The sequence below is a fragment of the Marinobacter sp. THAF197a genome (genome assembly GCF_009363275.1).
Lineage (GTDB): Bacteria > Pseudomonadota > Gammaproteobacteria > Pseudomonadales > Oleiphilaceae > Marinobacter.
Genome location: NZ_CP045324.1, coordinates 2997661 through 3023366 on the forward strand (window position 1 = coordinate 2997661; position 25706 = coordinate 3023366).

At 57.9% G+C, this 25706-nt stretch carries 24 protein-coding genes; 12 read left to right on the forward strand and 12 right to left on the reverse strand.

What is annotated here, in order from left to right; genetic code table 11:
• The first annotated feature begins 80 nt into the window (after positions 1-80).
• Positions 81-1394: an MFS transporter gene (locus tag FIV08_RS13870; protein WP_152438748.1), complete on the forward strand. Its 1314-nt coding sequence runs from the start codon at positions 81-83 to the stop codon at positions 1392-1394.
• Between the two features lie 8 nt (positions 1395-1402).
• Here the strand turns inward: FIV08_RS13870 and FIV08_RS13875 are convergent, their stop codons facing one another.
• The 5 genes from FIV08_RS13875 to FIV08_RS13895 all read right to left on the reverse strand — a co-directional run bounded on the left by FIV08_RS13875 (position 1403) and on the right by FIV08_RS13895 (position 6565).
• Positions 1403-1786, reverse strand: coding sequence for a DUF4870 family protein (locus tag FIV08_RS13875; protein WP_152438749.1), 384 nt, complete (start codon positions 1784-1786; stop codon positions 1403-1405).
• Between the two features lie 41 nt (positions 1787-1827).
• Positions 1828-3468, reverse strand: coding sequence for a methyl-accepting chemotaxis protein (locus FIV08_RS13880; protein ID WP_152438750.1), 1641 nt, complete (start codon positions 3466-3468; stop codon positions 1828-1830).
• Positions 3469-3684: 216 nt separating this feature from the next.
• A complete protein-coding gene (locus tag FIV08_RS13885; protein WP_152438751.1) occupies positions 3685-5718 on the reverse strand; it encodes a PhoX family protein in 2034 nt (677 codons plus the stop codon).
• Between the two features lie 222 nt (positions 5719-5940).
• Entirely contained in the window at positions 5941-6234 is a 294-nt protein-coding gene (locus FIV08_RS13890; protein WP_061333913.1) for a hypothetical protein, read from the reverse strand.
• 79 nt (positions 6235-6313) lie between these two features.
• Positions 6314-6565 carry a hypothetical protein gene (locus FIV08_RS13895; protein WP_058092140.1) on the reverse strand — a complete coding sequence of 84 codons (252 nt, stop codon included), beginning with the start codon at positions 6563-6565 and terminating at the stop codon, positions 6314-6316.
• Between the two features lie 231 nt (positions 6566-6796).
• On the opposite strand from FIV08_RS13895, the gene FIV08_RS13900 reads away from it, so the two are divergent.
• Complete coding sequence (locus FIV08_RS13900; RefSeq protein WP_152438752.1) at positions 6797-8050, forward strand: alkane 1-monooxygenase; 1254 nt, start codon at positions 6797-6799, stop codon at positions 8048-8050.
• A gap of 227 nt (positions 8051-8277) precedes the next feature.
• On the opposite strand, the gene FIV08_RS13905 is transcribed toward FIV08_RS13900, so the two are convergent.
• Together FIV08_RS13905 and FIV08_RS13910 are read right to left on the reverse strand one after the other, a co-directional pair.
• Complete coding sequence (locus FIV08_RS13905) at positions 8278-9057, reverse strand: crotonase/enoyl-CoA hydratase family protein (protein WP_152438753.1); 780 nt, start codon at positions 9055-9057, stop codon at positions 8278-8280.
• Between the two features lie 425 nt (positions 9058-9482).
• On the reverse strand, positions 9483-11285 hold the full coding sequence (locus FIV08_RS13910) for an acyl-CoA dehydrogenase (RefSeq protein ID WP_152438754.1): 1803 nt from the start codon (positions 11283-11285) through the stop codon (positions 9483-9485).
• Positions 11286-11595: 310 nt separating this feature from the next.
• On the opposite strand from FIV08_RS13910, the gene FIV08_RS13915 reads away from it, so the two are divergent.
• Positions 11596-12588, forward strand: coding sequence for a GlxA family transcriptional regulator (locus FIV08_RS13915; protein ID WP_152438755.1), 993 nt, complete (start codon positions 11596-11598; stop codon positions 12586-12588).
• Positions 12589-12729: 141 nt separating this feature from the next.
• Complete coding sequence (locus FIV08_RS19740) at positions 12730-12894, forward strand: hypothetical protein (RefSeq protein ID WP_167392899.1); 165 nt, start codon at positions 12730-12732, stop codon at positions 12892-12894.
• 68 nt (positions 12895-12962) lie between these two features.
• Here the strand turns inward: FIV08_RS19740 and FIV08_RS13920 are convergent, their stop codons facing one another.
• Positions 12963-15017 (reverse strand): NADPH-dependent 2,4-dienoyl-CoA reductase, encoded by a 2055-nt coding sequence (locus tag FIV08_RS13920; RefSeq protein ID WP_152438756.1) that lies wholly within the window; start codon positions 15015-15017, stop codon positions 12963-12965.
• A gap of 269 nt (positions 15018-15286) precedes the next feature.
• On the opposite strand from FIV08_RS13920, the gene FIV08_RS13925 reads away from it, so the two are divergent.
• Genes FIV08_RS13925 through FIV08_RS13960 form a run of 8 tightly spaced genes read left to right on the forward strand, consistent with a single transcriptional unit; the run spans position 15287 to position 22764 of the window.
• Complete coding sequence (locus tag FIV08_RS13925; protein WP_152438757.1) at positions 15287-17590, forward strand: putative monovalent cation/H+ antiporter subunit A; 2304 nt, start codon at positions 15287-15289, stop codon at positions 17588-17590.
• The gene (locus FIV08_RS13930; RefSeq protein WP_152438758.1) at positions 17587-18012 is read left to right on the forward strand and encodes a Na+/H+ antiporter subunit B; all 426 of its coding nucleotides are present in this window, start codon (positions 17587-17589) and stop codon (positions 18010-18012) included. The genes FIV08_RS13925 and FIV08_RS13930 overlap by 4 nt, the downstream gene beginning before the upstream one ends.
• Before the next feature lie 34 nt (positions 18013-18046).
• On the forward strand, positions 18047-18394 hold the full coding sequence (locus FIV08_RS13935; RefSeq protein ID WP_058092148.1) for a Na+/H+ antiporter subunit C: 348 nt from the start codon (positions 18047-18049) through the stop codon (positions 18392-18394).
• Complete coding sequence (locus FIV08_RS13940) at positions 18391-19905, forward strand: Na+/H+ antiporter subunit D (RefSeq protein ID WP_152438759.1); 1515 nt, start codon at positions 18391-18393, stop codon at positions 19903-19905. The genes FIV08_RS13935 and FIV08_RS13940 overlap by 4 nt, the downstream gene beginning before the upstream one ends.
• Entirely contained in the window at positions 19902-20375 is a 474-nt protein-coding gene (locus FIV08_RS13945) for a Na+/H+ antiporter subunit E (RefSeq protein ID WP_152438760.1), read from the forward strand. The genes FIV08_RS13940 and FIV08_RS13945 overlap by 4 nt, the downstream gene beginning before the upstream one ends.
• An 11-nt stretch (positions 20376-20386) precedes the next feature.
• On the forward strand, positions 20387-20659 hold the full coding sequence (locus FIV08_RS13950) for a monovalent cation/H+ antiporter complex subunit F (RefSeq protein ID WP_152438761.1): 273 nt from the start codon (positions 20387-20389) through the stop codon (positions 20657-20659).
• Positions 20652-21071, forward strand: coding sequence for a monovalent cation/H(+) antiporter subunit G (gene mnhG, locus FIV08_RS13955; RefSeq protein ID WP_072676620.1), 420 nt, complete (start codon positions 20652-20654; stop codon positions 21069-21071). Before FIV08_RS13950 ends, mnhG begins: the two co-directional genes overlap by 8 nt.
• Before the next feature lie 46 nt (positions 21072-21117).
• The gene (locus FIV08_RS13960) at positions 21118-22764 is read left to right on the forward strand and encodes a fatty acid--CoA ligase (RefSeq protein WP_152438762.1); all 1647 of its coding nucleotides are present in this window, start codon (positions 21118-21120) and stop codon (positions 22762-22764) included.
• Positions 22765-22827: 63 nt separating this feature from the next.
• On the opposite strand, the gene FIV08_RS13965 is transcribed toward FIV08_RS13960, so the two are convergent.
• The 4 genes from FIV08_RS13965 to FIV08_RS13980 form a co-directional block, all read right to left on the reverse strand.
• The gene (locus tag FIV08_RS13965; RefSeq protein WP_152438763.1) at positions 22828-24081 is read right to left on the reverse strand and encodes a D-amino acid dehydrogenase; all 1254 of its coding nucleotides are present in this window, start codon (positions 24079-24081) and stop codon (positions 22828-22830) included.
• A 36-nt stretch (positions 24082-24117) separates the two neighbouring features.
• Entirely contained in the window at positions 24118-24477 is a 360-nt protein-coding gene (locus FIV08_RS13970; RefSeq protein WP_152438764.1) for a translation initiation factor Sui1, read from the reverse strand.
• 21 nt (positions 24478-24498) lie between these two features.
• A complete protein-coding gene (locus tag FIV08_RS13975; RefSeq protein WP_152438765.1) occupies positions 24499-25026 on the reverse strand; it encodes a DUF4136 domain-containing protein in 528 nt (175 codons plus the stop codon).
• A gap of 73 nt (positions 25027-25099) precedes the next feature.
• Positions 25100-25705, reverse strand: a complete 606-nt coding sequence (locus FIV08_RS13980) for a YigZ family protein (protein ID WP_152438766.1) — start codon at positions 25703-25705, stop codon at positions 25100-25102.
• Between the last annotated feature and the right edge of the window lies 1 nt (position 25706).

Sequence of the window (25706 nt, forward strand, 5' to 3'; positions counted from 1 at the left end):
GCACTTGCACCCTCCAAGCCGGTGATCAGGCACCCGGCAACCTGCTATGCTTGCGTTCTTGTAAAATAAGGAGAATCACCTTGCCTGGCCAGAGTAACGCCCCCGTTGACCAGCTGTATGCCCTCATCGCCAACGAAGAAGACGCCAGGGTCTGCAAAGACATCCCCGAGGAGGCCTGTCGGGAGGTGCCCAGGAATTTCTTTCTGATTCTTGCGGCCAATGTTTTGACCAAGCTCGGCGACCTTCTGATCAGCCCGAAAACCGTTCTGGCGTGGATGATGAGCGCCGTCGGCGCCCCTGCCCTGGTGGCCTGGCTGGTGCCGATACGCGAATCCGGTTCCATGGTGCCTCAAATGGTGATTGCCGCCTGGGTTCGGCGCAAGGCGGTGCGCAAGTGGTTCTGGACACTGGGTAGCTTCGGGCAGTCAGTCAGCGTGGTTGGTATGGCCGCCAGCGTCTGGTTTCTGGAAGGTTATGCCGCCGGCCTGAGCATCGTTGCAGGGTTGGTGGTGTTTTCCCTGGCCCGGGGCTTTTGCTCAGTGGCCATGAAAGACGTTCAGGGCAAGTGCATCCCGAAAACCCGTCGGGGCCGGTTGTCTGGCCTTGCCACCACCATTGGCGGCTCCCTGACGGTCGCCATGGCCGCTCTGCTGTTCTGGGATCGTGGCGATCCAACCCTAGGGTTCTACAGCCTGCTTCTGCTGCTCGCAGCCGCGCTGTGGATCATCGCCGGTGTTCTGTTCGCCAGTGTGGAAGAATTCCCCGGTGAAACCGGTGGTGGCAGTAACGCCATGACTGAGGCTGTCCAAAGCCTGTCGCTGCTGAGAGACGATGCGCCCTTTCGCCATTTCGTGGTTACACGGGCGCTGCTGCTCTGCTCTGCCCTGGCGTCGCCCTATTTCGTGGTGCTGGCGCAGAAGCAATCGGATGTCGGCTGGATGCTCGGGGTGTTTCTGTTGGCCAGTAGCCTGGCCAGCTCGGTCAGTGCCAGTTTCTGGGGCTGGGCGGCGGATACCTCAAGCCGGCGGGTCATCATACGGGGCGCAGCCATGGCCAGCGCCGTCTGCCTGCTGGTAGGCTTCAGTGCCTTGATCTTCGGGCCGGATGTAGGCGGTGCCTGGTTCTACCCCGCCGCATTCTTTGTTCTGAGCATCGCCCATGCCGGCGTGCGCCTGGGGCGTAAAACCTACCTGGTGGATATGGCCGGTGGCAACAAACGCACAGACTATACCGCCGTCAGCAATACGGTGATCGGGGTTCTGCTGCTGGTAACCGGGGGGATTACCGCCGCGCTGTCGCTGATTTCAGACATCGCGGTGATTATCGTACTGGGGCTGATGGGCTTTACCGGAATGGTCAGCGCCCTGCGCCTGAAAGAGGTCACTGAAGACTGAGCATCCCGTTACTCGGGTGCCTTGCCGTCGTTCAGCGCCAGGGCGCCTTTAACAATGCGATAAATCACCCAGATAGCCATCCCCAGAAGGATAAACCAGCCAATAATAACCATCAGGGTAAGGGTGCCGATGACCAGCCACAGCAGACCAATCCAGAAGGTGCGGATCTGCCAGCGAAAATGGGGCTCAATCCAGGTGCCACGCACCTCATCCATCTTGACGTAGTTGATGATCACTCCGGCCAGAGCAGTGACGAAGCCGAGGAGAACTCCCCCAAGCAACAACGACAACGCCTGCAGAATGTAGACAGTAATCGCCAGATTACGGGCCGCATCCGTACCCTGCGGTTTGTTATGATTCGATTCAGCGGGAATAAACTCAGGCTCAGCCACGGGCAACTCCTTCAACCAAACCCGCAGCATAGCAGCGAAGCTCAGTGCCCGGAAGGCCGATAGCCGATCCGGAAACCACCCCAGTGCTTGCCGTTGACATAGATGGGCACCGACAGGTCATGCATGATCTCACCGGTATCGCGCCGGTAGGTTTGCAACAGCATGTCCTGAGTGTGGCTACCACAACGAATACCGGTGCGATCATTGAACAGTCGCTTGCTCCGGCTTTTCACCAGATCCACTTCGGGGTTACCGGTGGGCGGGTGGGCAAAATCCCGATTGTGGGTGGGCACGTAACCGTCCGGGGCGCAGGCAATGGAGAAGACGATGGCATCGTGGGAATTCTTGATGTTCTCCTGCACCGCTGGCAACACCTGGTCAGTGAAACGGTCGAAGGCGCTGCTGTATTGCTGGGGGTTGGTGTTCGGGATCGGCTCTCGCTTCTTCTCGAATAGGGCCGATTCGCTCAGTTTGCCCTGCTGAATGGCCTGCTCAAAAAGCTCACCGATCTGGGCGGCTCCCGCACGCGCCTGATCAAAGAACGATCGGTGGTAACTTTGACTACTGTTCAACGCGAACGCGGCATTGGCGTTTTCCGCCAGTTCCATCAGGGTGGCCGCCTGGCCCGCCAGAGAAGCCACACTGCTGTCACTTTCAGCAATATGATCTCGCACCGATTCAATGACAGAGAACACCTGTTCCAGACTCTGCTCATTGGCCTGGTCAATCTCTGCAATACGGGCAACCTGCTGCTGCACCCGGTCGGATTGGTCGCGAATCAGATCCAGCTGCGCGCCAACGCTTTCAACGGATGTCAGCCCCTGCTCCACGGAGCGGGCCAGGTCCTCAATTCGGGCAACGATCAGGGAAGTATCGCCCTGGATTTCTTCCAGGGTTTCCGCCACTTCGCTGGTCGCTTGTGCAGTGCGCCCCGCCAGCTGTCGAACCTCATCCGCCACCACGGCAAAGCCCCGGCCCTGATCACCGGCCCGCGCTGCTTCGATAGCGGCGTTCAGGGCCAGCAGGTTGGTCTGCTCAGCAATGCCCTGGATGGTAGAGGTAACACCCTGGATCTTGGTGGACTTTTCGTTCAGAGCCTGAATCAGGCTGAGATTCTCGCCCGACTGCTGATGCACGATCCGGACACTTTCAATAGCGGAAACCAGCGCCTGGCGCCCCTCAACGCTGACTTCCCGGTTCTGCAACGCCATGGTGGCGGCGTTGGTGGCCTGCTCGGACGACTCACGAACAGACTCGGTTATCTTGCCGGCGTAATCGGCCATCTGGGCGGTTTCTTCCACCTGCCGGTCGAGGCGTTTTTTCACCTGATCCGCCGCGTAGGACACTTCGGCGGCGGAAATGGCGTTCTTGTCGGCACTGTCAGACAGGGTTTCCACCAGCGCCTTGCCGGCACGGGCGTCCTCCAGCAACTGCTGGCATTGGGCTCTCAGGGGGTGGCCTTCCGCAAGCGAGCCATCGTTCAGGCCTGCAATGCCTTTCTCGATCGGCTCCAGTACCCGAACAATCAGATAACCGGCGGCCACCACCAGACCAAGCACCAGACCAATCAACATCGAGGCCGCATCCAGCCCTAACAACGGTGCCACCCACAGACAGGCAATGCCGAGCGCAACAGCAATGCCCACCCCCCAAATAATTGCAGCGCGATCGAGTAAGCCCATGGTGCCCTCTTCTTTATCATTGCGTACGCAAACATTTTGTTATTTAAGGCCAGCGTTGAGAGTAAAGAAATGATTCAGGTTAATAACTGCTACTTTAGTGGATTCTGGATGCCACTATTGGCTCCCTGATCAATTTATCGGCACTTTCATAGAAATCTGTAACAAAAAAAACCGCGCCACAAGGGCGCGGGTTTCAGGGCGGAACGTGACGGAGCGTTAGCTGCCGATCTTGCCACCGTCATCCTTTGTGATCACCACCGTGGCAGAACGCGGAATACTGTTTCCGCCGTCTGGCCAGTGGCTGATCAGGTTGCCGTTCTCAAAATCATCACGGCTTGTTGTTGCGCCAGGGTGCTGCACGTTGATAAACATTGTGCGCTGGTCCGGGGTGGTGACAACGCCGGTGATTTCCTGGCCAATAGGGCCTGTCAGGAATCGGCGCAAAACGCCATTGACCGGGTCTGCAGCCAGCATCTGGTTATTACCGAACTGGGCAAAATCGCCACTGTTCTGGACGCTCTCACTGATGTCGGTCTGGATCCACAGACGGGAATCTGCGTCAAACCAAAGGCCATCGGGGTTAACAAATTTCTGATCATCATCCAGACCAGCATTCTGAAATTCCGAATCGTCCTCAGGACCAGCCAGCAGGAAGATATCCCAGTTGAATACCATGGCAGTTCCAGAGTCATTTCCTTCCTGCCAGCGAATGATATGTCCCCAGGGATTGGCAGCACGCGGGTTAGCTTCATCACTTTCTTCCCGGCGGGAGTTGTTGGTCAGTGTGAAGTACACCTCGCGGGTGTTTGGATCTACTGCCCCCCACTCAGGACGGTCCATTTTGGTAGCACCGACCGCATCGGCAGCAGAGCGTGTACGTACCAACACATCCGCCTGGCTGCTGAAGCCATTCTCAGCAGTCAACTCACCCAAACCAAAGACCAGGGGAATCCACTCGCCGCTGCCGTCTTCGTTAAACTTGGCGACGTATAAGGTACCAGAATCCAAAAGGTGTCCACCGGCCGTAGCGGCATGGTAGGGCTGGGCACTAACGAACTTGTAGATGTACTCAAAGCGCGCGTCATCACCGGAGTAACAGACAACCGGCTGACCCTCGATTGCAGGAGCAAAGACGACCCCTTCGTGGGCAAAGCGACCCAACGCCGTTCGTTTGACCGGTTTGGAGCTTGAATCGAACGGATCGAACTCCACTATCCAGCCAAAGCAATGGGGCTCATTACGGAAGTCATCCGTTGCAGACGCACCGGACGGAGTGGCGTTAAATCGGGTGTACTGCTCTTCGCCGCTCTGCGCCAGTTCCCACGCATAGCGGGACGAACCCGAGGAGTTAACACCGTAGCGGCTTTGGGAATCCGGCTGCTCATCGGTGTTGAGGAAGTAACCCGCCCAATTCTCCTCAGACATCATGTAAGTGTTCCAGGGTGTTACGCCATGAGCACAGTTGTTCAGGGTTCCACGGGTTTCGGTGCCGGCCGGGCTGAACTGGGTTTTGACAAAATCAGAGCCCCGGACAGGACCGGAAATTTCCATCGCAGTCAGCGCGGTGATGCGACGGTTGAACGAATCTCCTGGCACAGGCGCCCACACACCGCTGGCATCACGCTGCACCCGGTACACGGATACACCGTGCGCATTCATTTCACGAAGCACCTGATCGGTATCCCGGGTTGACTCATCAATCATCGGGAAAGAACCGCTGCCGAAGTTCTGACCTTGAGCAGCTTGATGCATGAAGCGGGGTTCGATGTATTCATGGTTCAGGACAAGCAAACCATCTTCCGAGCTACCCTCAATCGGGAAGTAATGCATGCCATCGTGGTGTGAACCGATCTGGGCCGCCTGATCAGCACCGGAGTTATCCAGTGAGAACTCAGGAAAAACGCCCTCGTTAGACAAGATCGGGTCGCCCCAGGCGCCAATCACACGAGCAGAATATCCTTCAGGCACGACAATGGAGTCCGCCTCACTCACGGGAACAGCCTTAAAGCCTACAAGGTCAGGCGCCGTTGTCGAACCGCCCGTACCGCCAGAGGAGCTTGAACCTCCGCATCCAGTCAGAGCTGCCCCGCCAAAAACGCCTGCAACGGCAGCTGCAAGACCGCCTTTCAAAACGCCACGACGGGCGAGACGGGCCTCAAGAATAGAGCCGAAGGTGCGATTGCCGGAGTTGTTACACTCAGGCTCATAACCTGGGTCTTGATGAACGGGATTGAGATGACGCTTATCCATGGTTTCTCTCTCTTATCGAGTTATGTTTCGGAAACCTGATGGTCGCGACTAATCATTGCGTTTGGTTGACGATGAGATTGCAAATGCTGGTCATATTTATGACAGCGGTAGGTATGTGCCTATCTAGCCCTTTCGGCCATTCGCTCACTGGATCCGACATTGAGTCAAATCGAAGAAAAAGGCAGGGCACCTATGTGCCCTGCCCAGCCAATATATCTAAGATTACTGGACCATCTCGTCGTAGCCCTCTTCCATGGCATCACCGGCCTCGTCAGCCGCTTCGCCCATTTCCTCACCGGCTTCTTCGGCGCCTTCCTTCATCTCGCCCCAAGCACTTTCATCCTGACCCGTGGCGTTTTCCCAGGATTCCTCGGCAGCGTCGGTGGCATCATCCATCATCTCGCCGGCGTTCTCGCCCGCTCGCTCAAAATCCGCACCTTCGTCGCTTTCAGAACTGCAGGCTGCCAGACCAAAAGTTGCAACCAAAGCCAGTGCGCTCAGTGTGAGCTTGTTCATAACATATCCCTCTGTTGATACATGTTTACGACACCAACAGAGTAGGGCCGATGCCCTTTAGATAGCAATTACCTGCCGATTACTCTTTGGTTAACCGCTGGCCGTCCACCATGATGACATGCTCCACGCCGACCACTTTACCTTTCCCCAATACCAGAAAGTCATGACCGGCGCGGCTCAGGAGGTCGCGGATAACTTCATGCACCACGCATATCTGCCCTGCCGGGTCCCGATACACGATCTCGGCCAGTTGCCGTGACCGCACGTATTCGCGAAGCCTTTCCTGAACGCTCCAGGAGATGATCGCAGGAGAAGGATTTGAGGCACTCATAGTTTCTTCCCTGTTGTTCTTGTTTTGAGAAAGTCTGGACCAGAAGCGCAAGTCTTGCCACTTCCAATGAAAGACCACCTGAGCCATCCGAGGCTCCGCCCGGTGTTGACCCCTCAAGCATTGTCATTCGGGGCCAAGGTCTCCATCGACCACAAACGACTGTTGAATTGCAAGATTGTCCGACATAAATTGATAAAACAATAACCCAAGAACACCCACGGAGAGTCAGACATGAACGCCAAAGTGAAAGGTGCCCCGGATTCCCAACCAGTCGAAACCACCTGGAAGGACCCGAAACGATACATGTGGCTGCTCGGGCCCGCGCTTCCCGGCATTGGCCTGGCAGCGTTAACTGGCTATGCCCTGGCCCCGAAAAAACTCAAGGCCCTGGCCTGGACTGGTCCGGCCCTGGTGCATGGCATCATTCCCGCACTGGACCGCGCCATTGGTGAGGACAAGAGCAACCCGCCCGAAACAGCAGTGAAGTCCCTGGAGCAGGACAAGTACTACGACCGCATTGTGAAGGCGTTTATTCCCACCCAATACGCCATGACCTTTATGGGCGCCTGGCTGGCCAGTCGCAAGAAAACGCCCCTTGAAGACAAGATCGGCCTGACCCTGACCGTGGGTGCCATTAACGGTGTAGGCATCAATACCGCCCACGAACTGGGCCACAAGTCCAACAAGCTGAATAAACTGATGGCCATGGCGGCACTGGCGCCCACCGGCTACACCCATTTCGTGGTAGAGCACAATTTCGGGCACCACAAGCGAGTGGCCACCCCGGAAGACCCGGCCAGCAGCCGGATGGGCGAGAGTTTCTGGAAATTCCTGCCGCGCACAGTGTTTGGCGGCATGAAGTCAGCCGTCAAGATCGAGAAGGCGCGGCTTGAGCGGAAGGGCAAAAGCTTCTGGAGCCTGGACAATGAGTTGCTGCAGGGCTGGGCCATGAGTGCCGGGTTCTTTGGTGCGACTACGCTGATCTGTGGCCCGAGGGCGGTGCCCTTCCTGGCGGCTCAGGCGGTGTACGGTGCGAGCCTGTTGGAGAGCGTGAATTACATTGAACACTATGGCCTGCTGCGCCAGAAAGACGAGAACGGCAAGTACCAGCGCACTCAGCCGGAGCACAGCTGGAACAGTAACCATGTGGTGACTAACCTGTTCCTGTATCAGTTGCAGCGGCATTCAGACCATCACGCGCACCCGACCCGGAGTTATCAGGCGCTGAGGCATTTTGAGAAGGCGCCGCAGTTGCCGGGTGGCTATGCATCAATGTTGTTGCCGGCTTACCTGCCCCAGTGGTGGTATGAGACCATGGATAAGCGGGTGATTGACCACTACGAGGGGGATCTGTCGAAGATCAACTGGGACCCGGATCGTAAGGAGGAGTTGATGGCCAAGTATGCGGATTACGCTGCGAAAGTGGCGGCGGAGGCTGCGGCTCGGGGGGCTTCTGGTTCTTCTTCGGAGCCTGAGGCAGCCTGAGGCCGGGAGTTATGTTTCGGCCCTAGCCTTCGGGTTGGGTGCCGGCTTCGGGTTGGGGCCACCCTTCCGGGAGACGCCGTGAACCCATCCATGGGGGCTTGAGCACAGCATCCCTGCTGCGCACACTCCCGGAAGGGTGGCCCCAACCCGCCGCTTTCGCTTCCGTGAGATAGTCGCTGATCCGACGGTTCGCTACGGACGAGATTTTGAATGACGGGCCAATCCAGCTATTTACCTTTGAACACCGCTTCCCTTCTTTCCAGGAATGACTGGATTCCTTCCTTGACATCTTCACTGGCCATGACCGGGCGCAGTTCCGGGAACAGGCGCTCCTTGGCCGCTTCCTGGCCTTCGGACACGGCAATTTTGGACGACTTCAGGCTTCCCTGAACGCCTAACGGAGCCGCTTTGGCGATCTTTTCAGCGATTTCCATCGCTTTGTTGAACTGTTCCCCGGGTTCAACCAGTTCCTGGATCAGGCCCCACTGGTAAGCTTGTTCGGCCGTCCATTCGTCGCCGGTGAGCAGATAACGCTGGGCATTGCCCCAACCGATTTCGCGCTGCAGGCGGATGGTGGCGCCGCCGCAGGCGAAGATGCCGCGTTTGACTTCCAGCTGGGCGAAGCGGGTGCCTTTGGCGGCCACGCGGATGTCAGTATTGAGCATCATTTCCACGCCACAGGTGAAGCAGATGCCTTGGGCGGCGAAGACCACAGGTTTGGTGAGGCCTTCTCCGGTGATGTGGAACGGGTCGAGTTCGCCTTCGCCGGGTTCGATGCCTTTGCCGTTGGCGAACACGCCGGCCCAGTCGTCCAGTTGCAGGCCGCTGGTGAAGTGGTCACCTTCGGCGTACATGACAGCGACGCGGAGTTCCGGGTCATTCTGGAGCTGGTAATAGGCCGCGGCGATTTCGTGGTACATGGCCCGGTTCATGGCGTTCATTTTTTCCGGGCGGTTCAGGCCTATTTTCAGGATGTGGCCTTGTTTTTCTATGTTTACGAGTGACATTGGCGTTTTCCTCTGCTTTGGGCGCCTAGCCTGTTTGTTTGGGTGCTCGCACGATCAACGGGTAGAGCTTTCCGGGACACGCTGTGAATACGTCCCTGTACGCTTGACTGCAGCATCCCTGCTGCAGACAGTCCCGGAAAGCTCTACCCGTCGCTCGTGCCTCAAACTTGGCAGTAATGCTTAAATATTAAGTGCTGCTTTCGGTCAGTTTTTGATGACTTAATTCCTACGTCTGCAGAGCCTGCGAAATGCACCAGTGCTCGGGCGCGTTCGGCCGGTGGGCCTTTCCGGGACCGTTGAGGGCCATGGACGGCCCGAAACGAGCCTACAGGGACGTACTCGTGGGCGTGTCCCGGAAAGGCCCACCGGCCGAACGTGCTTACCACCAAAACAGGCAGGCTACGAACAGGACCAAGACTCCAGAACTAGAACCAGTCGGCCTTCATATTCAGACACGTATCATCCTGATTGCGCAGCAACACCAGATCCTGGGCCACGGTGGGCAGCTCCCAGTGGAAGAAGTACTGGGCGGCCTGGAGTTTGCCCTGGTAGAAATTGCGTTCGCTGTCGCTGTTGGCAGACGCCAGAGCGTTGGCAGCCGCATTGGCCTGCCGCAACCACATCCAGGCGACGATGATGTGGCCGAACAGGTGCAGGTAGCAGCTGGCGTTGGCCAGGGTTTTATCGACTTCGCCGCCCATCAGGGATTTACCCAGGCTTTGGGTGACTTTCACCGCCTGCTGCAGGGTTTCACTGAGGGACAATGCCCACTGCTGGCAACGGTCGGTGGTGGCCGCCTGCAGATCCACCTGCATTTCCTGCATCAGCAACTGCAGGCCATGGCTCTGGTCCTGCCAGATCTTGCGGCCCAGCAGGTCCAGGGCCTGGATGCCGTTGGTGCCTTCGTGTATCGGGTTCAGGCGGTTGTCGCGCCAGCATTGTTCCACCGGGTATTCGCGGGTGTAGCCGGCGCCGCCGTAGACCTGAATCGCCAGGTCGTTGGCTTTGGGGCCGTATTCAGAAGGCCAGGCTTTGATCACCGGGGTGAGCAGGTCCAGCAATTTGCCGGCTTCCATTCGTTTCTGCTCATCCGGGTGGGTGTGCTGGTCGTCCATCAGGCGGGCACCATACAGGCACAGCGCCAGGCCGCCTTCGCTGTAGGCTTTCTGGGCCAGCAGCATGCGGCGCACGTCGGCGTGGTCGATGATGGGCACCTGCGGGCTTTCGGGATTCTTTTCGCTGGCTTTGCGGCCCTGTAGGCGATCTTTGGCGTATTCCAGGCTGTGCATGTAACCCCGGTAGCCGATCACAGCAGCACCGAAGCCGACGCCAATGCGGGCTTCGTTCATCATCTGGAACATGTATTTCAGGCCCTGATGGGGTTCGCCCACCAGGTAGCCGTGGCAGGGGGCGTCGTCGCCGAAGCTCAGGGCGGTGGATGTGGTGCCGCGATAGCCGAGCTTGTGGATCAGGCCGGCCAGGCTGACGCCATTGCGTTCACCCGGGTTGCCGTTCTCGTCCACATGGAATTTCGGGACGATGAACAGGGAGATGCCTTTCACACCGGCCGGGGCGCCTTTGATTTTCGCCAGCACCATGTGAACGATGTTTTCGGTGATGCTCTGTTCACCGCCGGAGATGTAGATCTTGGCGCCTTTGATCAGGTAGTGGCCATCGTCGGTGGGTGTGGCGGAGGTGCGGATGTCCGCCAGGCTGGAGCCGGCGTGGGGCTCGGTCAGGGCCATGGTGCCGCTGTAGCGGCCGCTGAGCATGTTGGGCAGGAACTTTTCCTTCTGCTCGTCGTTGCCGAACACGCGGATGAGGTTGGCAGCAGCGGTGGTCAGGAACGGGTAGCCTGCGGTGCCCGGGTTGGCGGCGGTGAAGAAGCCGTTGCAGGCGGCCATGACCGATTCCGGCAGTTGCATGCCACCAAGGTCGTAGTCATAACGGCCGGCGAGGAAGCCGGCTTCGGCGTAGGCGTCAAAGGCCTGTTTGACCTCGGGGAGCATTTCCACCTGGCCGTTGACGAATCTGGGCTCGTCTTTGTCGGCGGCGCTGTTGTGGTTGGCGAATTTTTCTTTCGCCATTTTGTCGGCGGTTTCGATGACGGCGTCGAAGGTGTCTTTGCTGTGTTCGCTGAAACGCTCACGTTCGGTGAGGGCTTCGGTGTTCATCACTTCGTAGAGCTGGAATGCCAGGTCGCGGCGGTCGATCAGGGTGTCGGTCATTCTTGGTCTCCTGTTTATTGTCCCTAGCGTCTCACAGTCTCTGCGGTTGTTGGAATTGTCATTTCTGACTTATTCTTGGTTGAATCCGCCACTCTGACCGGTGATCGACGCCAGAGGGAGTTGGCAAGACGGCCACTGTCGCGGGAGATCCCTTCCGGGAGACGCCGTGGACCCGTCCGTGGGGGCTTGAGCGCAGCTTCCCTGCTGCGCACACTCCCGGAAGGGATCTCCCACACCAATGGCCTGATTGGGAGGCTGCCGTCATGCCATTCCGAATCATGCTTCCACCCTCCATAGAGGAACAGTTTCCTTGAAAACCGTCACTATCATCGGCTTCAACGGGGCTCTCGCCAGTGCCATCACCGGGATCATCGACTTGTTCCGCCTTGCCGGGGTTACCTGGGCGCGGATTCACGGAGAGCAACCCCACGCGCTCTTTAACACCCGGTTGCTGACGGAGAGCGGGGAGCCCTGTCGGTGTATTAATGGGGTGACGTTGCTTGCAGATGGGTCCTGGCAGGAGGTGGACGGGCTTGGACTTGATGATTTGCTGATCATTCCGACTATCGGTGCACCAATTGATGAAATTCTAGCCGGCAATCAGGCACTGGTTAAATGGCTAACGCAGTTTCGGGCGGTGCCGGAAGGTCAGGTTCGGGTGGCGAGTAATTGTACCGGGGCGTTTTTGTTGGCGGCCGCGGGCTTGCTGGATGGTCGGGAGGCGACGACCCATTGGGGGTTCGGGGATCAGTTCCGGCGGCGGTTTCCGGAGGTGAAGTTGCACCCGGAGAAGCTGGTGACGGTGGACGGGCCTGTCGCCTGTGCCGGGGGCGGTATGGCCTGGTGGGATTTGGGGGTGTATCTGGTGGAACGTCTGGCGGGAGCGCAGGTGGCTCGGGAGTTGGCGAAGGCGTTTGTGATTGATGCCGGGCGTACCAGCCAGGCGCCTTACAGTGTGTTGCAGGCCAAGCGGTATCATTCTGATTTGGCAGTGCTTCGGGTACAGGATTGGCTGGAGGCGCATTTCCGGGAGCCGGTGTCTTTGGCGGCTCTGGCCGATGCCGAGGGAATGTCGGAGCGGTCGCTGTTACGGCGCTTTCAGCAGGCGACGGGGGATGCTCCCTCAATCTATCTGCAACTGCTCAGGGTGGAGGAGGCTCGTCGACAGTTGGAGTCTTCACGTCTCGGGCTTGAGGCGATTACCCGGGCCGTGGGGTATGAGGATGTCAGTTCGTTCAGCCGGCTATTTCGCAAGCATACAGGGCTTGCTCCGGGGGCCTATCGGGCAAAATTCAGCCGTTAGTCGGAGCATTCCGGGTTGGATTGCGTCTTTGGTAGTATTCGGCTGGCCCGGGTTATGCATCAGAATAAGTGAGTAGGCGGTTTTTTGCCGTTTTACGTAAATAATTCTGACATAGCCAACCCCTGCGGGGAGGTCGTTCACATGAACACGTCACTGAAGCAAAGCCAGGCCGATATTCTCAGCCGTCTCTACGACATGAAGCGCAAGCAGGTAGAGCACGCCCTGCAGCAGGGTAACAGCCTTCGCTGCCAGGTACTGCAAGCCGAGGCAGAGGCCATCTCCAACGCCCTGAAATCCATTCGGTAGCCCTCTTTACTCCAGACGACTACCGAATGCCATATATGGTCACCTGCTGACGTTTCCTGTCAGCCTGGCTAAATAGAGGCAGCCACTTCGGTACCCTGCCGGATGGCGCGCTTGGCATCCAGTTCTTCCGCCAGATCAGCCCCGCCGATCAGGTGCGCTTTGACTCCCCCCTGCGTAAGCTGATCAAACAGCTCCCGATAGGACTCCTGGCCCGCGCAGATGATCACGTTATCCACCGGCAACACTTTGCTCTCTCCGGATTTGCCATCCTTGTCTGTCAGGGTGATGTGCAGCCCCTGGTCATCAATGCGGTCGTAACGGCATCCTCTGAGCATCTCCACGTCCCGGTGCTTCAGGCTGCTGCGGTGCACCCAACCTGAGGTTTTGCCCAGGCCGGCGCCTACTTTTCCGGTTTTGCGTTGCATCAGGTAAATCTTGCGGGGAGACGCGGTTGCCTCCCGCTCCGCCAGGCCGCCGGGGCCCTCAAACGCAGGGTTCACACCCCACTCGGCCTGCCAGTCGGCCACACTCACCTGTTCGCCCTCGGGCTGTTTGCCAAAGTCGTGAGTCAGGAACTCGCTGACATCAAAGCCGATGCCGCCAGCTCCGATCACTGCAACGGTCTTGCCCACCGGTTTGTTATGGCGAAGCACGTCGAGATAACCCAGCACTTTCGGATGGTCGATGCCGTCAATCTTTGGTGTCCGGGGTTTTACGCCGGTGGCAACGATGACATCGTCAAAGCCCTGCTCAACAAGGTCTGAAGCCTCCACCCGGGTTTCAAGTTTAAGATCAATCTCCAACAACTGGATCTGGCGCTGGAAGTAACGCAGGGTCTCGTAAAACTCTTCCTTGCCCGGTATGCGCTTGGCGTAGTTGAACTGGCCACCGATCTTGTCGTCGGCTTCGAACAGGGTCACCTTGTGGCCGCGCTTGGCGGCGGTGGTTGCCGCTGCCAGGCCCGCCGGCCCGGCACCGACCACGGCCACCCGCCGCACCACCGGAGCAACGGTAAGCACCAGTTCGGTTTCGTAACAGGCCCGGGGGTTAACGAGGCATGAAGCGCGCTTGGCCTGGAACACATGGTCCAGGCAGGCCTGGTTGCAGGCGATACAGGTGTTGATTTCATCGCTACGCCCCTGCTCTGCCTTACGCACGAACTCGCTGTCGGCCAGTAATGGGCGAGCCATGGACACCATGTCTGCCTTGCCGGCAGCAAGGATCTCTTCGCCTTTCTCGGGCGTGTTGATGCGGTTGGTGGTGCACACCGGGATGTCCACCTCGCCGTAGAACTTGGCCGTAACATCGGCAAAGCCACCGCGGGGCACCGAAGTCACGATGGTGGGAACCCGGGCCTCGTGCCAGCCAATGCCGGTGTTGATGATGGTGGCACCGGCCTGCTCGATGGCTTTGCCCAGCGTCACGATCTGGTCCCAGGTCTGGCCGCCCTCCACCAGGTCCAGCATGGACAACCGGTAGATGATGATGAACTCCGGCCCTACGGCCTCACGCATGCGGCTCACGATCTCCACCGGCAGGCGCATGCGATTCTCGTAGGGCCCGCCCCACTTGTCAGTTCGCTTGTTGGTACGTTCGCACAGGAACTGGTTGATGAAGTAGCCTTCGGAGCCCATCACTTCAACGCCGTCATAGCCGGCGAATTTGGCCAGCTTGGCGGCGTTGACGAAATCGTTGATCTGCCGCTCAACACCTTTTGTCGACAGGGCCCTGGCCTTGAACGGGCTGATCGGCGCCTTGGTTGCCGAGGCAGACACAATCAGCGGCTGATAACCATACCGGCCAGCGTGCAGTAACTGCAGACAGATCTTCCCGCCTGCCTCGTGCACTGCTCCGGTCACATGACGATGCAACAAGGCTGTTGCACGGTTATTCATGGTTGACGACAAAGGCGCCAGCTGGCCAACCAGGTTGGGCGAAAAGCCTCCCGTTACCATCAGTCCAACGCCACCCTCGGCGCGTTCAGCAAAATACCGGGCAAACTTGTGAATATTCCAGAAACGGTCTTCCAACCCGGTGTGCATGGAACCCATGAGCACACGATTCTTCAGCTCGGTGAAGCCAAGGTCGAGCGGTTTCAGCAAGTTAGGGTAATTCGCAGTCATGATACAGGTCGCCGGAGTGTGATGAATGAACGCTGACTGAGATTAGCACACCCTCTACGACCAAGGTATTACCCAGCGGGAACCTTCTGCTTTATTTACCGTCAGACGGCACCGGTTGCGGAGCACGGTTTACCTTGCCTTTGATCAATCTGTCAGATAGTCTTTCTGGCATCTATAAAGGGCTAAACCATAGATATTCCCTATCAATGAATATCCTGCACCCCGGTGTCGGCATATCGCCGAGGTGCCCAAATGGAGCTTTGACGCACATGCTGTTAGCTGTGTTATCCGGCTTTTTGCTGGCAATTGCCGCCCCTTTCCTACACCGGGTTGCGGGCAAATACATTGGGTGGATGCTGGCACTTTTGCCAGCAAGCCTTGCGGTTTACTTCAGCACCTTTCTTTCACAGGTTCAGGATGGGCCGGTGTTGCTGGAGTATCAGTGGCTGCCAGGCCTCGATATCTCCCTGAATTTCCTTGTTGATGGCCTTTCGCTGACATTCGCCTTACTGATCAGCGGCATTGGCACGTTTATCCTGATCTATGCAGGTTCTTACCTGGCCGGCCACAAGTATCTGGCGCGCTTTTACGTGATCATGCTGTCGTTCATGGCATCGATGCTCGGACTGGTACTCTCGGATAACCTGATTACCCTGTTTGTGTTCTGGGAGCTGACCAGCATCACCTCTTACATGCTGATCGGCTTCAACCACGAAGATCTGGATGCCCGAAAGTGTGCATTGCAGGGTCTGTTTGTGACCGTGGCCGGCGGCCTGGCGCTGATGGCCGGGCTGATCATGCTGGCCATAATGACTGGCAGCTATTCCCTCGCGGAAATCCTGGCATCCAGTGAGCCGCTGCATCAGCATGTTTTCTACACGGGTGCCGTGCTGTGCATACTCGCGGGCACCTTTACCAAATCGGCGCAGGTGCCCTTCCATTTCTGGCTGCCAAATGCCATGGCAGCGCCGACTCCGGTCTCCGCTTTCCTGCACTCCGCCACCATGGTCAAGGCCGGCGTTTATTTGATGGCACGCCTGAATCCCTCCCTGGGTGAGGGTGAGCTATGGAGCCTGATGCTGATGGGCTTCGGCGCTGCCACCATGTTTACCGGCGCCTGGCTGGCCTTTGGCAGCACTGGCATTAAAAAGATTCTGGCCTATTCAACCGTGATGGCACTTGGCACCCTGACCATGCTGATCGGTGTTGGCACAGAACTGGCCATGACGGCCTTTATCTGTTTCCTGGTAGCCCATTCCCTGTACAAAGGTGCGCTGTTCATGCTCGCCGGTGCCCTGGATCATGAAACCGGCACCAAGGACATCACATTAATGGGTGGCTTGCGCAAATCCATGCCCGCGACAGCGACCATTGCCGCCTTCGCAGCCCTGTCCCTCGCAGGCCTGCCACCACTGTTCGGTTTTATTGCCAAAGAGTTGATGCTCGAAGCGCTGATTGATGCGCCGGTCTGGAGTGGTGTGCTGCTCTTCGTGACTGTTGCCGCTGCCATGCTGATCGTTGGCGTAGCGGGCCTGGTTGCGATCAAGCCGTTCTTTGGCGCCAAGGGAGATACGCCGAAAACGCCTCACGAGGCACCGTTTGGCATGCTCATCGGTCCAGCGGTACTGACCATTATCGCACTGGTTTTCGGCCTGCTGCCCTTCATTCCGGAGAATGCCCTGCTGACCGCTGCGGTTGCCTCGGTATATGGCAGCCCGGTGGATTTCTACCTGGCCCTCTGGCATGGCATTAACGCACCGCTGATGCTCTCCGCAGCCAGCCTGGTCGTTGGCCTGCTGCTGTTCAAGGCCTGGCCGCGTATTCAGCCAACGCTGTATGCCATCAACTACGCAGGCGGTCGTGTCGGCCCGGAGGCGGGCTACTTCAAGTTCATGGAATGGATTACCGTAGTGGCAAGCTGGCAGACCCGGATGCTGCAGAACGGTGTACTGGGCATCTACATGCTGGTGATGGTTGCCGTTACCTTCGGTCTGGCCGGCTACACCATGCTGGACCAGTATGGCGTGCATTTCACGCTTAACCTGGCCGACAGCCACTTTTATGAATGGGGCATTGCGCTCTTGCTGGTTGCGTCTGCGGCGTTTGCCAGCGGCACCCATTCCCGCCTGGGCTCGGTAGCGTCTATGGGGGTACTTGGCTTTGGTGTAGCACTCACGTTCATCCTGTTCAGCGCACCGGACCTGGGCATCACCCAGCTGCTGGTGGAAACCCTGACGGTGATCCTGCTGGTTCTGGTTCTGTTCAAGCTTCCGGAGTTCGTCAACCTGTCTACACCTTTCCAGCGTTATCGGGATCTGGCGGTGGCAATCTTCGGTGGCGTTGTTATCACCCTGATGATTCTGGCGGTGCTGGACATTCAGTACTTCGAATCCATCTCCTCCTATTACGTTGAGAACAGTGCCCCCCTGGCCTATGGCCGGAATATTGTGAACGTGATTCTGGTGGACTTCCGGGCACTGGACACCTTGGGTGAGATCTTCGTGCTGGCACTGGCTGCCCTGGGCGTGTTCTCCATGCTGAAACTGAAAGCGGAGGATCAGCACAAGCCATGAAATCCAACACCATGATTCTGCATACCGCGGCCTTGCTGATCATGCCGCTGCAACTGATGTTCTCGATTTTCCTGCTATTCCGGGGCCACGATGAGCCCGGCGGCGGGTTCATCGGCGGACTGGTAGCCTCCGGCGCGTTTGTGCTCTATGCCTTTGCCTTTGGTGCCGAGGCCACTCGCCGGATTTTACGGGTTGGCCCCCGGGATCTGCTGGCAGCAGGCCTGCTGATGGGGTTGGTATCCACCCTGCCTGCGTTTTTCTCTGGCCAACCCATGCTGACAGCCCACTGGTGGGAAGTACCGTTGCCAGGCGATGCCTACCTGAAGCTGTCCACGCCGCTGATTTTTGATATCGGCGTCTATCTTGCCGTTCTTGGCACCATCATGACCTTTGTGGTTGGCCTGATGGAGTCCGAAGAATGATCTTTTCCCAAAAGAAGAACTCCGGAGGATCTCTATGGAGAGCCTGATGGCGTATGTGGTGGGCATCATGTTCACTGCGGCCTTTTACATGATGCTCAGGCGTTCTATCGTCAAACTGGTTATCGGTTTGATGATACTCAGTAATGCCGCCAACCTGCTGATCTTTGTTGTGTCCGGCATGACCCGTGGCGCGCCGCCACTGATTGCTGAAGGCGCCAGCGCCCCGGCCGGCATGATTGCCGACCCGCTGCCCCAGGCATTAATCCTCACCGCAATCGTGATTGCCTTTGGCGTATTGGCCTTCGCCGTGGTTCTTATCCGCCGTGCTTATGAAGTGGTTGGAACCGATGACCTGGACCAGATGAAGGATACGGACACTTGAGCCCGGAAATCATTCTTCCTGTATTTATTCCCCTGACGGCTGGTGCCCTGTCGCTGGCACTGTGGCGGTCGATTCGCTATCAGCGCATTCTGGGTGTGCTGGCCAATATTCTGTTGCTGTGGAGTGGCATCTGGCTACTGATGTCCACCACCGACCAGGGCTTTGTGACCATGGAAATGGGCAGTTGGCCGGCACCGTTCAGTATTGTGTTTGTGGCCGATGTTCTGGCCGCCATCATGATCGTACTGACCGGAATTATCGGCCTGGCTATCGCTATCTACTCGCTGGCGTCCACGCCCCGGGGCCATGAAAAATTCGGCTACTACCCGCTGATGCACCTGTTGCTGGCCGGCGTGGCAGGCTCCTTCCTGACCGGCGACATCTTCAACCTGTTTGTCTGGTTTGAGGTCATGCTGCTGGCCTCCTTCGCCCTGCTGACCCTTGGCGGTGAGCGGGCGCAAATGGAAGGCGCCATCAAGTACGTCACCCTCAACCTGTTCTCGTCTGCGATTTTCCTGTCTGCGGTGGGCCTGCTATACGGCATGGTCGGCACCCTGAACATGGCGGATATCGCCCAGAAAATCAGCCAGGTGGAAGACACCGGCATGCTGACCGTGGTCGCCATGATGTTTATGGTGTCGTTTGGTGTTAAGGCAGCAGCGTTCCCGCTGTTCTTCTGGCTACCTGCGTCCTACCACACCCCCCAGGTTGCGGTTTCAGCGCTGTTTGCCGGCCTGCTCACCAAGGTGGGCGTATATGCCCTGTTCCGGATGTTCACTCTGGTTTTCACCCAGGACGTCGATTACACCCACAACATCCTGCTCTGGGCGGCCACCCTGACCATGCTGACGGGTGTTCTGGGCGCGGCAGCGCAGTTCGAATTCCGGCGAATCCTGTCGTTCCACATCGTCAGTCAGATTGGCTACATGATGCTGGGCCTGGCGCTGTTCACACCACTGGCCATCATCGGCGGTGTGTTCTACATCATGCACCACATCATTGTGAAGACGAACCTGTTCCTGGTCAGCGGCTTTACCTATCGCCTGCTGGGCAGCTATGAACTGAAAGACCTGGGCGGCGTTTACAAGTACCGCCCGCTGCTAGCGGTGCTGTTCCTGATCCCGGCCCTATCTCTGGCGGGCATTCCACCGCTGTCAGGTTTCTTTGCCAAGTTTGTGGTGATTCGCGCCGCACTGGAGGCAGAAGCCTACCTGGTCACCTTTGTGGCCCTGCTGGTTGGCCTGTTGACGCTCTACTCAATGATCAAGATCTGGGCGGAGGTGTTCTGGAAGAAGGTACCAGACCACGTCAGGAATACCGAAGAGCTCAAGGGCAAGCTGAACGAAAAGCATGCCTGGGCCTACTACCTGCCCATGGTTGGCCTGGCCATCTGTACCCTGATTATCGGCCTGTATGGCCAGCCCATCTATGAGCTGGCAGAGATGTCTGCCGAACAGCTGATGAACCCGCAGCTCTACATCGAAGCGGTGTTGGGAGGTGATCAGCCATGATCGGATTTTTCTGGAACGTTTGCCTGGCACTGGCCTGGGTAGCCCTGAGCGGATCATTTACTGCATGGAACCTGTTTGCGGGCCTGGCCTTCGGTTACCTGGCGCTGATGGTACTACAGAAGCATGTTCCCGCGCTGAAGGGTTATTCCCGGCGCCTGCCAAGACTGATTTCCTTTTCCCTGTTTTTCATTAAGGAGCTGGTCAAGGCCAACTTCCGGGTGGCGTACGACGTAGCCACCCCCGTCTGGTACATGAAGCCCGGCGTTATTGCCTTTGAGATGGAAGCACACACCGACGCGGAAATCATGTTCCTGAGCAGTTTTATCTCGCTGACCCCCGGCACCCTGAGCCTGGACGTCTCCGATGATCGGCGAGTGCTCTATATTCACGCCATGTTCCTGCAGGACGAGGAGCAGTTGCGCAAGGATCTCAAGGAACTTGAGTTCCGGATTCTCAAGATCATGCGCTGAGGAGCCCAAACGTGCTGGATGTTGTTATCAATATTGTCTATTTCATGCTGTCGGTGGCCCTGTTGTTCGGGTTTATCCGGCTGATTAAAGGGCCATCACTGCCCGATCGGGTAGTTTCTCTGGAACTGATCGCCTCTATCGTGGTCGGTTACGTAGGGGTGCACGCCATCGATACCGGCGTATCCAGCCTTCTGGATGTCGCCATTGTTATCGCCCTGACAGCGTTCCTGACTGCTGTCGGTTTTGCCCGGTTCCTGGAGCGAGGAGGACCCAAGAGTGAGTGAACTGATTGTTGCCATATTGCTCCTGACGGGTGCCAGCTTCATGATTCTGGCGTCTGTGGGTATCCTCCGGCTTCCGGACCTGCCCACCCGAATGCACGCATCGACAAAGGCCGGTGCCATGGGTGCCATGATGACCATGGCCGGTGTGGCGGTGTATTTCGCGGATGTGGTGGTGTTTACACGGGCGTTCGCGATTGTGATTTTTATCCTGATCACCGCGCCGATTGCCGCACATGTGATTGGCCGGGCAGGCTACTTCCTGGGCACACCACTTTGGGAAGGCACCGTGAAGGATGAACTCAAAGATAATTACGACGACAAAACCCACAAGCTGTACAGTGGCTTTGAACCCGCTCCGGAAAGCGTGATCCCACCCAAGCACGAAAAGCGCAGCGAGGATGACGAAGACTGAATAAACAAGAACAACCATCCAACAAGACGTCGAAGAGGTGTAGACCATGGCACAAACCCGCATTCTCCCCGCGGCCGACAACGCTTATCAGTACCCCCTTCTGATCAAACGGCTTCTGCTGTCTGGCCCCCGCTATAACCCGGACCAGGAAATCGTTTACGCCAACCGCAGCAAGTACACCTATACCGACCTGGTTGAACGCATCCACAAACTCGCCAACGCCCTGACAGACGCGGGCGTAAAGCCCGGCGACACCGTTGCGGTCATGGACTGGGATACCCCACGGTACCTGGAATGTTTCTTCGCGATTCCGATGATCGGTGCCATTCTGCACACCGTTAACGTGCGCCTGTCACCGGAACAGATTGTTTACACCATGAACCACGCGGAAGACGACGTGGTACTGGTACACGATGATTTCCTGCCGATCATCGAAGGCGTCAAAGACGAAATCAAAACCGTCAAAACCTGGATTCAACTGACCGACAGTGACGGTGCCAAAGCAACGACTGTCGATACCCACGGCGAATACGAGGCCTTGCTGGCCGAAGCCGACAATCAGTTCGATTTCCCGGACTTTGACGAAAACAGCGTGGCCACCACGTTCTACACCACGGGCACCACCGGCAATCCCAAAGGCGTCTATTTCAGCCACCGGCAGCTGGTACTGCACACCCTGGCCATGACCGGCACCATTGCTCACTTCGATGAAATGCCGCTGCTGCGTTCATCCTCCGTGTATATGCCGGTCACCCCCATGTTCCATGTTCACGCCTGGGGTGTGCCCTACGCAGCCACGATGATGGGCATCAAGCAAGTTTACCCGGGCCGCTACGAGCCGGAACTGTTAGTTGACCTGCTGAAAACACACAAAGTGTCTTTCTCCCACTGCGTGCCCACCATTATGCAGATGATGATGGCCACCGAGTCCATCAAAACGGCCGACCTCAGCAACTGGCATGTTCTCATTGGTGGCAGCGCCCTGACCAAGGGCCTGTGTGACGCCGGCGCCAAGCTCGGCATCAAGATGTTCACCGGCTACGGCATGTCGGAAACCTGCCCGCTGCTAAGCGCTACCCATATGAAGCCGGAAGACCTGGAGCTGCCCCTTGAACAGCAGACCGCCATTCGGGTGAAAACCGGCATTGCGGTTCCGATGGTCGACCTGGAAATTGTCGACCCGGATGGCAAGCCCGTACCCCACGACGGCGAAGCCAAGGGCGAAGTGGTTGCCCGGGCACCCTGGCTGACCCAAAACTACTTCAAACAGGCAGACAAGGGCGAGGAACTCTGGGAAGGCGGCTGGTTGCACACCGGTGACGTGGCCAGCATGGAGCCGAACAACACCCTGACCATCAAGGATCGCATCAAGGATGTGATCAAGACTGGCGGTGAGTGGCTGTCGTCCCTGGACCTTGAGAACCTGATCAGCCAGCACCCGGCCGTAGCGGGTGCTGCCGTGGTTGGCGTGCCGGATGAGAAATGGGGCGAGCGGCCGCATGCCCTGGTGACACTCAAACCCGGTGAGCAGGCCGGCGTCGAAGACATCCAGAGCCACCTGAAACAGTTCGTGGAGAGCGGTGAGATCAACAAATGGGCAATCCCGGAGCAAATTGATTTTGTGGAGGATATCCCCAAGACCAGTGTTGGCAAAATCAACAAGAAGTTGATTCGAGACCAGCTCAAGGACTGACCACCTCCGGGCCAAACAAGCCGGCCACTGCCATGCAGTCGCCGGTTCTTTTGTGCCCGGATATCAGAGCCCGGAGAACGTGAAGTCAACCTCGGGCTTGCGCCCTGCCACAATGTCTGCCAATGCCGCTGCGGAACCACAGGAGTGAGTCCAACCCAGGGTGCCATGGCCGGTGTTCAGGTACAGGTTGGCAAAATGGCTTTTCCCGATATAGGGCACGTTCGAGGGCGTTGCTGGCCGCAGGCCAGTCCAGAACTCGGATTTATCCCAGTATGCCGCGTCCGGCATCAGTTCCGCTGATCGTCGCACGATAGCCCGGCACCGGGTGTAGTTCAGGTCCCGGGTATAGCCGTTGAGCTCAGCCGTACCAGCCACCCGTATCCTGTCACCCAGTCGCGAATAGACCAGTTTGAACTCGTCATCGGTCAAACTGACATTGAACGCCGCATCCGGATTCTTGACCGGCACGGTGATTGAGTAGCCCTTGGCGGGGTATATGTTCAGGAACAGGCCCAGTTTGCGGGCCAGGATGGCGCTAAAGCTGCCGAGACTCAGCACATAGCTGTCCGCGCGCAGTATCTGATGCTTGCCTTCGTTGAGAACCTGCACGCCCAGAATGCGGTCACCGGCGCGATCAAAATCCAGCACCTCGGTCCCGTACACAAACGTTACGCCGGCCTCTTCGCAGCATTTTGCCAACGCTTGGGTAAATGCACGGGCGTCACCACTTTCGTCATCGGCGGTGTATGTGGCACCAGCAATTCGATGGCGCACGGGCTGCAGAGCAGGTTCAATCTGTACCGCCTGCTCCGCATCGATCACCTGTCGGTCACAGCCAAGCTCACGCATAATCCGGGCAGGCTCTATGGCCGCATCAAACTCTGCAGGATTGGTATAGAAATGAAGGATGCCTTTCTCGAGGTGATCGTATTCGATACCCACATTTTTGCGCAGTGCCTGTAGGCAATCCCGGCTGTAGGTGCCCAGGTTCACCATCTGACGAATGTTATGGGCGGCCTTGGCTGAGGTGCACTGAGTCAGGAACGACAGCGCCCAGCGCCACTGGTAAGGGTCCAGGCGCGGGCGGAACAACAGGGGAGCATCTGGCTGAAAAAGCCACTTCATTACCTTGATCGGCGCCGAAGGATTGGCCCAGGGCTCGGCGTGGGATACTGAAATCTGCCCACCATTGGCATAACTGGTTTCCAGGCCTGACTGGCTCTGACGGTCGATGACTGTCACCTGATGCCCCTGTTGCTGCAGATACCAGGCAGTGGTTACTCCTACGACACCGGCCCCTAGAACCAGTACATGCATGCTCGCCTCCTCTGAATCGTTGTCTTTGATGAAGCGTCAGCCACCGGACCGTTTTACCGTCCATCCTTTCTGCTGAAGCAGGGGCACGAGGATATCCCGCTGGTCACCCTGAATCTCCACCACACCGTCCTTCACTGTACCACCTGTGCCGCATTTGGCTTTTAGCACTTTGGCGTAGGCCTTCAGTTCTTTGTCATCCATCGGTATACCGGTAATCAGGGTTACCCCTTTACCTTTTCGCCCTTTGGTTTCCCGGCTGACCCGAACAACGCCGTCACCCACTGGCCGTTCCGGCTGCCCGCAGGTGCAGTCAGCGACCGGGTTCCGACACTCCGGGCACATACGCCCCTGTTCTGTGGAGAAAACCAGGCCGCCTTCCCGCTTTTTCATTCCCATACGTCAGCCTCTGCCTGTCGATCAGTTCAGGCCGGGAGGGTATTTGGAAAACATTTCCGAGACAACCTCGTCGATCAACTTGCGCCGGGTTTCCGGTGACTGATTTTCGTTCAGGTAACGGCGACTCGCAGCACGCCAGACCACTTCGGAGTTACGCCGGTCAGCCAGTTCGACAACCAGCTTGCCTTCGGTGATTTCCCGAACCGGTGGCGGAGCCGATACACCCCAGCCAAAGTTGCCTCGCCCAAAACCGAAGCCCAGCCCCACTCCAACCTGCTCCAAGCGTTCTTCAGGGACAATCTGCCAGGAAACCAGCAAGTCAGCCTCGGCGTCAGCCACCTGTTTCATGGCCTTGCGGTTAAGTTCGCGCTCAATGGCAGAACGAACCCGACTGTCATCCAGCGACGTGAAGCCGGAATCCTGTTGTCCCGGTGCGTATGCCCAACTGGTGAAGTTTCCGAACACGGTCGCCGAGTTGTAGTCGGTAACCACGTTGCTGGCGCAGCCGGTGATAAATGCGGCCATCACCGCTATGATAAACATTCGCATGGTCTTCTCCTGCGTTAAACACTCATATGGTCCAGTATACGCCCGACCGGGCACTTTCAGTTTGCCACCGGGTTCAGGTTTCCAAACGGTAATCCAGCTTTTGCTCATCACAGAACGCCGCAAGCTCACCCACCCGGGTTTCAGGTACCGACACCAACGCATTGACCCGGTCACTGTACCGAATCGATTCGATTTGGCCTTCATGGCCTTCACACCAGTGCCTAAGTGGCTGTTCGTCGGCAAAACCCAGAACCACCTCTGCCTGCACCCGGGACTGCTGTATGGTCCGCCCAACCTCCGATAACACGCTCTCCGCCGCGCCGGCGTAGGCGCGAACCAGACCGCCCGCACCCAGTTTGATGCCCCCGAAGTAGCGGACAACGATCACCAGTACGTCCCCCATGTCCTTGTGCTGGACCACGTTCAGGATGGGCTTGCCGGCAGTACCAGAGGGTTCGCCATCGTCATTCATGGCGGCTTCGGCCGCCGAACCGGGCCGGCCAATCTGGTAGGCCCAGCACACATGACGGGCGTCCGGGTAGTCCCGGTGGGCACGGGCAACGTGTTCCCTGACCTCATCACGGGAGCTTACCGGATACACCCGGGCGATGAAGCGGCTCTTCTTCACTTCCGTTTCTCGCTCAAGGTATCCTGAGGGTACAGGGTAATCTTTACTCATG